7 protein-coding genes are annotated in these 10364 nt (G+C 62.1%); 2 read left to right on the plus strand and 5 right to left on the minus strand.

Features of this window, described 5'->3' with window-relative positions; translation table 11 throughout:
- Positions 1-746 precede the first annotated feature (746 nt).
- Both ACSIH6_RS38555 and ACSIH6_RS38560 read left to right on the plus strand, forming a co-directional pair.
- Positions 747-1025 (plus strand): helix-turn-helix domain-containing protein, encoded by a 279-nt coding sequence (locus tag ACSIH6_RS38555; RefSeq protein ID WP_435113695.1) that lies wholly within the window; start codon positions 747-749, stop codon positions 1023-1025.
- On the plus strand, positions 1012-2499 hold the full coding sequence (locus tag ACSIH6_RS38560; RefSeq protein ID WP_435113697.1) for a tyrosine-type recombinase/integrase: 1488 nt from the start codon (positions 1012-1014) through the stop codon (positions 2497-2499). Before ACSIH6_RS38555 ends, ACSIH6_RS38560 begins: the two co-directional genes overlap by 14 nt.
- 96 nt (positions 2500-2595) lie before the next feature.
- Here the strand turns inward: ACSIH6_RS38560 and ACSIH6_RS38565 are convergent, their stop codons facing one another.
- From ACSIH6_RS38565 to ACSIH6_RS38585, 5 genes are all read right to left on the minus strand, one after another.
- On the minus strand, positions 2596-4551 hold the full coding sequence (locus tag ACSIH6_RS38565; RefSeq protein ID WP_435113699.1) for a DUF3732 domain-containing protein: 1956 nt from the start codon (positions 4549-4551) through the stop codon (positions 2596-2598).
- Positions 4552-4555: 4 nt separating this feature from the next.
- Positions 4556-5041 carry a three component ABC system middle component gene (locus ACSIH6_RS38570; protein ID WP_435113701.1) on the minus strand — a complete coding sequence of 162 codons (486 nt, stop codon included), beginning with the start codon at positions 5039-5041 and terminating at the stop codon, positions 4556-4558.
- Positions 5042-5082: 41 nt separating this feature from the next.
- Entirely contained in the window at positions 5083-6270 is a 1188-nt protein-coding gene (locus ACSIH6_RS38575; protein WP_435113703.1) for an ABC-three component system protein, read from the minus strand.
- A 746-nt stretch (positions 6271-7016) separates the two neighbouring features.
- Positions 7017-9902 carry a tetratricopeptide repeat protein gene (locus ACSIH6_RS38580; RefSeq protein WP_435113705.1) on the minus strand — a complete coding sequence of 962 codons (2886 nt, stop codon included), beginning with the start codon at positions 9900-9902 and terminating at the stop codon, positions 7017-7019.
- A gap of 84 nt (positions 9903-9986) precedes the next feature.
- Complete coding sequence (locus ACSIH6_RS38585; protein ID WP_435113707.1) at positions 9987-10328, minus strand: trypco2 family protein; 342 nt, start codon at positions 10326-10328, stop codon at positions 9987-9989.
- Between the last annotated feature and the right edge of the window lie 36 nt (positions 10329-10364).

Genomic DNA, 10364 nt, shown 5'->3' on the forward strand with positions numbered 1-10364 from the left:
CTCTTCCTGACTAATGCCTCTGACCTTTCTCCTACTGCTCCGTGGTGGCGAAGCGGTGCGGTCAAGATCGTCCAGCAGGCCGAGGGAGACGGCGGCGCGTCCTCTCTTCTCACGCGCCTCTCTCACGGCGGCACGGACGAGCTTCGCGACCGGTCGGGCGAGTGGATGTGGCGCTGTGAGGGCGTGACCTCGCGGCTTCGGAGTCGATGTCGCATCGGAGGTCGCGGATGTCTTCTTCGGGGTTTATCAGGGCGAGAACACCAACATTGCGGGGCGAGGTCGTGTGTCGTGCGGTGGTGTTCAGAGCGGATTGCGACAAATAGCCAAGGAATGAACATGGGGGACATACGACAACGGGCACGGCTGGGGAACAGGGGCCGTTGCTGGGCGACGTGGCGTCCCGACTGACCAGGCACCGAGCCCGAATAGGGCTGGTAGTCGGCTGGGCGGTGTAGGGCGCCACGGCGGCCCGCACCGCCCAACCCCGCCCGGGGGCACCCCAACGGCGTCTGCGGCCCGCAGCGTGGCCCACGGCGCCCCACGGGCGGCGAGCCCTGACCCAGCTCCGTAGGCAAAAGGCCTGGTGAGGTGGATACGAGGTGGAGGAAAAAACCGTTGGCCCATGTCATGAATCCGCTTGACCACCTCTACGAGGTCGAGCGTGGATGCGTGGTGCCCCGCATCGCGTGGGGTCGCGCACCGCATCCGCGCACGTCAACACCGGGGAGGAGGTGGACAAGGTGGGCATGAAGTCTCCAGTCACGCTGGGAGAGATCGGTTCCTTGCCGTTGCTGTTGGACCCGGTCACCGCCGGGCGTGTGCTCGGGATGAGCCGCTCCAGCACCTACCGCCACCTCCAGGCGGGCACGTTCCCTGTGCCTGCCCACCGGGTGGGGCGGTCCTGGCATATCCCTACTGCGGGGATCCTTGCCCACCTTGGGATCGGCCTCGACGCCCTGCTGGGATGCTGCGGATGCGGTGCGCGCCATGACGAACACCAGGAGGCCAACCATGGCCGTGCGTGAAGGATCCACGTTCAAACGCTGCGGGTGCCGCGAGCAGACGTCCCACAAACTCCTCGGAGCCAAGTGCCCACTCCTGCGCCGCCGCAACGGGGCCTGGAGCTCCACCCACGGGCGGTGGGGCTACCAGATCGAACTGCCTCCCACCAGCCAGGGGAGCCGCCGCCAGGTGCGCAAGGCCGGGCTGGAAACCCAGGACGAGGCCCTACGGGAGCTGGCCCACATCAAAGCCCTCCTGGAAACCGCTGGGCAGGACGAGCACCAGCTCGTCCAGGTCGCCGACCTGATCCAGTCCACATTCAAAAAGCACGAACCCCTACCTGCGGCCGACACCATCAAGCGGTACCTGAACCAGGGCATGGACGTACGCGCCGAGGCCCCCACCGTCGCCGCGTGGCTGGAGGAGTGGCTCGAGCACAAACCCGACCTGGCCCACAGCACCCGCGCCTCCTACGCCGGACACATCCGCAACCACCTCACCCCCCACCTGGGTCACCTGCGCCTGGACCGGTTGCAGTCCCGACACATCGAGGCGATGTTCGACGCCATCGAGGACAAGAACGTGCGCCTGCTGGAATGCCGCGAGTCCGCCGACCCCCAAGTGCGCGCCAGCGTCACGAGGCAGCGGGTGACTTCTCTGTCCACCAAGCACCGCATCCGCGCAACCCTGCGCAGCGCCCTGACCGACGCGGTGCGCAGCCCAGAGCTGCCCACGGTCACCTACAACGCCGCCTCCCACGCCCGGCTACCGTCCTGCCCCCGCAAGAAACCCCTGGTGTGGACCACCGACCGGGTCACCCAGTGGGAAAAGGACGGCACCATCCCCGGCGAGGTGATGATCTGGACACCCGAGCAGACCAGCCGCTTCCTGACCCACGCCCGCAAGTACGAGTGGCTCTACCCGATCTTCCACCTCATCGCCTTCAAAGGGCTACGGCGAGGAGAAGCCGTCGGGCTTCCCTGGACGAACGTGCGGTTGACCGACGGGCAGATCGACATCAACACCCAGGTAGTCCAGGTCGGATGGGAAACCACCACCTGCACCCCCAAGAGCGACGCCGGAGAGCGCAGCATCACCCTGGACCAGGCCACCACGCGCGTGCTCAAGCGGTGGCGGCGCCGCACGCTGGAGGCCAAGCTCGCCGCCGGAGGCGACTGGACCGACAGCGGGCTGGTGTTCGTCCAAACCGGCGGTCAGGGGTGGCACCCGGCGCAGATCACTGACTGGTTCAGCCGTATCGCACGCGCGGCCGGTTTGCCGCCGATCGGGTTGCACGGCCTGCGGCACGGGGCGGCGTCTACCGCGCTGGCGGCAGGGGTAGATGTCAAGGTGGTCTCCGCCGAGCTGGGGCACTCCACCACCCACTTCACCCAGGACACCTACCAGTCGGTGTTCCCCGACGTCGCCAAGGCCGCGGCTGAGGCTACCGCTGCCATGTTCACCACACCCATCACACGCCCGGCCAGCACGAACTGAACCCGGGCTCCCGCCAACAGGGCCGTGAGATTTATTCACGGCCCTGCATCTCATCCGCATCACCCGACCCGAGCCCGTCTGCCTCTAATGCTTGTTTTAGTTTTCGGCTTCATCGATCCAATCTTGCGGAATGAGCTTGCGCCCGCTTCGCCAGTTGTGTTGCACTGACTGCTGAAACCATGGCTCGTTGAGATTGGCGTGATCGCAGACAATAATCTGCATGTCGGGTGCAAGTTCGTGAACCACATCGTAGATCAGGCGGAAGAGCCGACGGACGGCTGCACGGTCACTGTCACTTTCTGGGATTCCTGACTGCTGGTCGACTTCCGATCGGTACCAGACCTGTGTAGGTTGGTCGAGCATCAAAATCCTTGGGACTGGACGACTCTGTCGCGTGAAATAGCGATGAAGGGCAAGGTGCGCGACTATATGGTAACCAACCCAATTTTCTCCGCTGCCGATTCGAAAGAGGGGGGCTGGTCCTTGCTCTGTGTCGGTGACTACAGTCAGCCGATTCAGGTCAAGACGTACGCTTCCTCCGCGATGCTCAAGCTGGAGCCTGTCCGCCCAAGCAGTCATATCCTTGCTGATCTTAACGAGACGGGAAGTGAGCTGCTCGCGCTCTTCAGCTGGATCGAGTTCAGATGACAGCGTTCGCACACGCGCCTGTGCAGATCCGAGTACTCGCTGGAGTCGTACAATCTCCTCAGAGGAGCCCATGGGCAGGACAGCAAGACTGGCATGGATACGACCTCGCATGAAATCACGACGCGAGGATTCAGCAAGCTGATCAGCTATTGTCTGGGCGGATATTAGTGATTGCAATGCATTTTCCACTACACGAATCTCTGACCTAAGTTCTGCGGCCTTTTCATCGAGCTGCGTTAGAGCGGAACGACGGGCAGGTTGGGCCGCTTCCATACCTCTCAACTGATTGTCAAGCCAGCGCAAACTCTGGTGAAGTTCGGCGGCTGTTGGATCGGCCTCGCGCATGGTTGAACCACAAAGCGCACATGAGATATCATGCTCACCATCAGCATCGTCCGACTCTATCCCGATTAGATTCAGACTCGCCAAGCGAGCGGCCTGTATACGAACGGCTCCAGTATATTCGCTTGCTGCTTCTTCCTGCTGTAGGAGCATTTCGCGCTCTGCAGCTACAGCTCGCAACCGAGCCCGCAACTCACCACGTTCTCTTTCAAGGGTGTTCCTGCGGGAAACTGATTCAGGATCGACTTCAGCGGGCACAGGACCAGCCGTGACCGCTGCGTGCAGGGAAGCCAGTGCGATATTACGCTCGGGTTGCTCTGCGGAATCAACCATGCCAAGCGCGAAGGCTTCACGCCACAGAGCTGCCAACCCAGCTTCAGCGACCTCGGCTGTCTGAACCGCTTGCCTGTAAGCTATCTCAGCGGTCCGCGCATCACGACGGGCAGCGGTGAGCTGCGCCCGCTTGAGTGCCTGATTGCGTGGGACAGCACCGAGAAAGTAAGGGATCGTGTCCTTCAGTGTCTGTGCCATACTCTGGTCACCTTGACGATGGAAAAGAAGGTCACGATCAGCGATTTCGCTTTGGCGCTGAAGACATAGCAAAGCTGCGTGGCCAATGTGGGCTTCGACAGCGTTTCTTGCTGATCCAGGTGGGGGCTCGTGAAGGTTTTCTTCGATGCCGATGCGCCGCCCTAGTTGCTCCCGCACTGCATCGGAGTCCGAGTTGGCCTCAAGGTCTTCGTAGTTGAAGGAGGTCAGGTTTGCACCAAATGCAAGCATGGCTCGTTGGGTGGAGGCTCTCCCTGCTTGAGGTGCAGGCCTGGCAACGAAGGCCCGGCCAGAGCCTAGTTGAAACAGTGCTGCATACCATGAAACTGTACTGGTGATGGGACCGATCGGCATTTGGAGGGTGTCGCGTCCCAAGCAGTACTCGACGATGTCGAGGAGAGCGCTTTTGCCCGTCTTCGACTCGCCCGTAACTATGTTCAAGGCTCCTGGGTTGAAGTCCAGGGTCTGCCGGTCGCCTGTCTTGCTGTATAGAATGATCGTGAGTAGTTGCACACGTTCATGGTGCCACGCCTAGCACGGCAAAAACAGTCACTGGGCTATCAACTTTAGCCAACCACCGTCCGACGAGGTTCGCCTTGCGCAGGATACGGTCCAGCTCCTCAGGAGTCTGGAATCCACGCGGCTTTCGATAGGCGGACCGTAGCCGCCCCTCTCCTACAAACTTGAGAGCACCATGGGCAAGTCCGAAACGTGTGCCTTCCTTCACTGGCCCTACTAACTCCTGTGCCCTAGCAGGGAACCCTGATCGCATTACCGGATTTTTGGCTGTCCACGCAGACAGGTGTGTTCTAGTCGAGTTGGGGAGTGCCCGACGAGTGGGCAGGTGCAGAACCATAGGAACAACAACGAAGGACAAAGACCACGGCATCCCCTGTTTGTTTTCCTTATAGTGACCATCTGCCGCTGCAGCCAAGATTGTTGCTATAAGAGCAGGGTTGACCATCACGGCGGCGATTGGAGAACGTTTTGCCCAGGAAGTCATTTCCTCTACTTTTCAGCAATCATTCATGGACGAAAGCGTGGCTACGCATTAACTCTGAGTAGTTCTGAAATTCTCTTTTCAAAGTCGGCATGCCAACCAACCTCTCCGCGGTCGGCCAATGAGTGTCGGCACCCTCGCGAGAAGAAGGGGTCATTATATCTCGATCTGACAGAAATGCCAGTTTGGCGCAAGAGTTGTCGCAGCAACTCTTTTCCCGCCTTCTTTTTCTCCTCTTCTTCTGCATCCTCGCTAAGGCTTTCAGTCATCCATTCAAATTCCCGCTCCCATTCATCGATCAGTTCGTGCTCAAACCGTGTTAGCTCAGTAGGACTGATCAGCCCTTCTTGGATCCAACGTACTGATTGGGTGCAGGCTCGATAGTAGTCCACGATTGATTTTTGTAGGTTGCGTGGAGGAAAGGCTACCCATTGCATCTGCTGCACGAACGGATGCATCCGGTATGTTCGATTCAATTCTTCGCTGTCGATATCTGATAGCTCGACCAAAGTCGGCAGCCTATCTCGAGTAAACTGGTCTCGAATTTCTGAAATTGCCGTCTTGGCCTGTCCTACATCGATCCGGCGCTGGCGCCCTTGCAGCATGGCGAGCGCAACCTCATCCCACCAGCGCCAGACCATGGAAAGGAAAAGATCTTCATGGTCAGGCGGAATCGCCCAGTGCAGTTGGGTACTGACCTGCGAAGAAATCTCATCAATGTGGGGAGAACTGTCCACTACCCGGATGCGGGAAAGAAAGGAAAGGCGAGCTGAATCTTCTAATTCCAGAAATTTTTTTCGTGCTTTTTCAGTCTGGCTAGATTGAGAAGTGTGAGCAACGTTTTCCAGTATACGAAGGGCTTCCTTCGTGTTGCGACTTTGTGACCGTAGAGCTCCAACGGCCGTGGCATCTCCAGCGGTCTCAGTAGTAACAAGCACAAGCGCGGGACCATAGGGATCCTGTGGTGAAGCTTCATCCATCCATACCTTGAGTGTTCGCCACACATCAGGCGAGGAGTCGGTCAGTGTCCGATGTTGACCTTGATGGTGCTTGACCTGGAGGAGCTCTGTTGGAGTCCCTCCATGCTCCCAGGCGATGTCGTCGTACAGTTCGAGCGTGATCGCGGCGTCCGGACGGCTGGCACCCGACTGTAGGAGTTCAACCAGTGCCCACCAGGTCTGATGTTGGTAGCCAACGGCATTTGGAGCGGCGCTGTGTGAACTCTGTCCCATACTCTACAGTCTCCACTCAACCAACTGCGGTGTCCAGACGCCACACTCATTTCGTTATCGAACTCATATGTGATGGAAGAATGTGGAATGCTAAGGTTTCGTCGCCGCCAGGCCTGTAAACCTTTGGTGCAGAAAAGGTGTTTCATCTTCCGCTCATTCATGTGGCCAACCTTGAGCAGAGCGACAACCAAGGAAATACTAATACTTTTAGTGGGAATAAATTTTTTTCCTCGCTTCGCGCACTGCCCCGCCTTCGACGAACCGGGGTAGGGCCCGCGTAGGGGCGCAGCGGGCCGCTGCCAAGCCCACATTGGTGCTACGGGCCTGGGACGGCGCATGCACATGAGTGGAGCATCCAGGAGCGAGCATTCTCGCGAGGTGGAGGCACGGCCGAGGCCGAAGAGCACACATGGAGTAATCACCCAGCCCTGAGAACGAGAAAACCCCGAGTCGGGGACCTTGAAAAGGGCCTCTGAACTGGGGTTTTACGGGTAGGCCCCCAGGGGCTCGAACCCTGAACCCACGGATTAAAAGTCCGCGTGTGCGTGGGCGAAACGCCCCGGCATGTAGGGGATCGTATCGGCTCATCCGGGCAACGGTGTCCCAGCGCGTGCCACCGGAGACCACCCCGTGCCGCCGTGTCCCAGAACAGCGGAGCAACCACGGAGGATTTCATCGGCCCTGCGAGGCGCGGATCAAATCCGCTGATGACTCGAGGTGGGCTTCCTGGGGTTAGTTACGGAAGCTCAGGTGTGGTCATGAAAGTCATCGCCATGGCGATCAAGACCCTGGTCTTCGTCTAGACCTTTGAGCCAGTCACGCACTTCGCGGGACCGTTCTATCTCTGTCTGGTGTACTGCGGGTCGGAGTTCGGCGAGATGCTCGCGTATCTCAATCGCTTCAGTGATGGCCCCCAACGCTTCCTCGTACCGCCCTAGACCGCCCAAACAGAGGGCTTGATTGTTCAGGCACATAGCGAGGTCGGGAAAAAAGGCGTCAGGGCTCTGCTCAGTCAGGGCACGGCGGATCTGGACGGCTTCGGCGGTAGCCTCCAATGCCTCCTTGTATCGCCCCAGCCCCCCCAGGTGGGCGGCTTGGTTATTCAGGGACATGGCGAGGTCGGGCAGGGAAGTGATGGGACGCTGCCGGGCCAGAGCACGACGGACCTGGACAGCCTCAGTGATGGCCTCCAACGCCTTTTCCTGCCACCCCAGACCACTCAGATGAACGGCTTGGTTATTCAGGGATGTGGCGAGATCGGGCAGAAAGGTATCGGGGTTCTGCTCGGCCAAGGCACGGCGGACCTGGACAGCCTCAGTGATGGCTTCCAACGCCTGCTCGCGCCGCCCCAGAGCGCCCAGGTGGTTGGACTGGTTGTTCAGGGCCATGGCAACGTCGGGCAGAAAGGCGTCGGGGCTCTGCTCGGCCAGAGCACGGTAGTGGTCAACGGCTTCGGTGATGGCCTCCAACGCCTGCTCGCGCCGCCCCACATCACCCAGGCGGTTGGACTGGTTGTTCAGGGAGGCGGCAAGGTCGGGCAGAAAAGCACCAGCATCCTGCGCAACCAGCCCCCTATAGATATCGACTTGGCGGTGAGTAAGGTCGGCGGCGAACTCCGCTAGGCGATGACTGAAACGCGGCAGTACATGACTCAGCTGGATCAAGATGTCTATGGGAGTCTGCGAACCCTGAGCGATCTGGCTCAACGTCTTGATCAACGGTTCGGGATGTTCGGCTTGGGTGGCCACATCCACGGCTGCAGCCCCCAAGACCCGTGCGTGCTGTACACACAACCGTGTGATCTGCTCGCCCAGGTGCGGAGCGAAGGCCGGATGGGCGGCGGCTCGGGTGTACAGGCTCACCCATCGGCGTGCGTCCTCCTCGGTGAGGTCCTCCATGTGAGGGTCGAACAGGCCGGGGCTCTTCGTCAGTTGGTCGGCGAGGAAGTGCTCCAGCAGCCGGTCCGGTTGGATGGCCCCCCACAACCCGGTGTCCCCGTTCGGGTACAGCGCGCAGATCCACCGCCGCACCTGTTGTCTGAGCGCGGTGGTCTGGTCGACCAGAACGGGCATCGAGCCCAGGAGAGTGTCAGCCTCCTCGATGGTGGCGGGTGAGCGGGTGAAAGCCACCGCGAGCACTTGCTCCAGCACCGTGTTCTGCCACTCCGAGGTTGCCCCGCCCACCTGGATCCCATACCCGGTCGCGGATCTTTTCCAGTACGCCCGTTCGTGGACCAGCACCCGCGCTTCCACCGGTCCGCTGCGTCCCGCGCGGGCAGCCCGCGGTGGTGGTTGGGTGGCGTCCAGAAGGTCGGCCAAGGCGCGCATGTGCACGCTCAGAACCGTGTCCCACTCCGGTGCGGACAACTCTGGTGTGGCAAGGTCGGCGGCTGTTGTCGTCCAGTCCACCGTCACGGGGGTGTCGGCTTTGGGTAGCGCGTTGGCGAGTTGGTGTAGGGCGGTGCGGTATTCGTGTTCGCGGTCCACCCGGGCCGGGGCCAGCGGGGGCAGGGCGATGGTGTGCTCGCTGATGTCGGTGAGCAGGTGGCCGGTGTCGGTGTTGACCTGTTCCCACCACTCCCCGACCGTACGGGTCAACAGCAGCAACCGGATCGGGGTGCTTCCGGACTCGCGTTCGCACACCCGCAACAGATCGGTGAGCTGCCTGGTGCGGGCTTCTGCGTAATCCACCACGACCAGCAACGGCACCTCCACCCGCGCCAGTGCCTTGAGGTGGGAGGGGTCGGTGGTGTCGGTGAGCCAGAGCGTGGCCCACCGCTGCCCCTGGGTGGTGTGGTCCAGGTGGTGGGTGAGTTCATGGGCCAGGCGGCTCTTGCCCTGCCCACCAGGGCCGTGCACCACCACCGCCGACAGTTCGCCTGGTTGCTTGCACCAGGCGGTCAGGGCGTCCATCAGCTCCTCGCGGCCGTGGAAGGACACCACCCGACGGTGGGCCTCCAGCAGGGAGGCCGGGGACAGGCGCCGCCGGTGGGCCGGTTGCCGGTGGGCCAGGTCGGCGAGTTCGACCGGCTCCAACACCCGCGAGGCCCCGTGCTCTTCCAGAACCGCCCAGAAGGCGGGGTCGTGGTGCAGCACGTAGGCGGGCACGGCCTCCACCTGGGCGTGACCGGAGTGGGCGGGGTCGGCGGCCACCACCCCCACCACCAGGTCACCGCAGACCAGCGCCGCCCCTGACAGACCGCCCCAGGGGGAGCCTTGCCCGCCCCATCGGGGTGGGTGGGTGGTGATGTCCATGACGTGGTGGTTGCCCACGAAGTGGTTGCCGGGGTTGATGGTCCCCGCGGGCTGGGAGGTCTCCACCGCCTGCCCCGACTGTTGGGCCACATCCGGGTAACCCCAGGTGTGGCAGGGGATGCCCGGGGTGTGGGTGACCAGCCGTCCCCACCGCACCCGCACCGGTGGCGCGGGCCAAGCGGTGTCAGTGATCTCCACCAGGGCGGCATCGTCGCGCCCGTGCGGGGCGCCGCGCCATGCCACCGTGCCGGTGTAGACGGTGTCGCCGGTGGCGGTGAAGAAGGTAACCGCCCCGCCAGGCTCGGGAACGACGTGGGCTGAGGTCAGCACCAACCGGGGCGCGATGACATACCCCGACCCGATGCTGGTGCCGCTCATACGGACGATGCGGTGCGCTGTGCTCATCAGGAGGGCTTTCGCGAGGCAGCGGACGAAGCGGGCGAACCTTCCACCCTGAGGAGGTCAGGGGTTGATGCGTCCAGTCCGGTCGCCGGGCCCGGTGTCGTGCTGCTGGCCGCTGTTGATGGACACCTTGCCCTGGGGGTGGTTGCTGTTGCGGGGGGTGAGAGTGAACGACACCTTGTGGGTGCGAGTGCGGCTGGCTCCGGTCTCGACCTCGCCGGAGAGGATCCACGCGGCGACCTTGCCCTTGGCCTTGCCGTCGTAGCGGAACTGGACCTCGAACTCCATCTGGATGGGGCCGACGTCGAAGGTGACATCGGGGTTGTCGGCCTCGGCCTGTTGGACGGCCTCGGTCAGTTCCTCGCGCAGGGTCTGCACGGCGTCGGTGAGTCGCAGCTCCACACCGTCTCCTCAACAGGGGGCAGGGGTGAGCCCATC

Source organism: Nocardiopsis synnemataformans, assembly GCF_965343085.1.
In the GTDB taxonomy this organism is placed as follows: domain Bacteria; phylum Actinomycetota; class Actinomycetes; order Streptosporangiales; family Streptosporangiaceae; genus Nocardiopsis; species Nocardiopsis alborubida.

What these genes read in the sequence shown, in the direction of transcription:
- ACSIH6_RS38555 (WP_435113695.1), top strand. Translation starts at nt 747, where the DNA reads ATGAAGTCTCCAGTCACGCTGGGAGAGATCGGTTCCTTGCCGTTGCTG.
- ACSIH6_RS38560 (WP_435113697.1), top strand. Translation starts at nt 1,012, where the DNA reads ATGGCCGTGCGTGAAGGATCCACGTTCAAACGCTGCGGGTGCCGCGAG.
- ACSIH6_RS38570 (WP_435113701.1), bottom strand. Translation starts at nt 5,041, where the DNA reads ATGACTTCCTGGGCAAAACGTTCTCCAATCGCCGCCGTGATGGTCAAC.
- ACSIH6_RS38575 (WP_435113703.1), bottom strand. Translation starts at nt 6,270, where the DNA reads ATGGGACAGAGTTCACACAGCGCCGCTCCAAATGCCGTTGGCTACCAA.
- ACSIH6_RS38580 (WP_435113705.1), bottom strand. Translation starts at nt 9,902, where the DNA reads ATGAGCGGCACCAGCATCGGGTCGGGGTATGTCATCGCGCCCCGGTTG.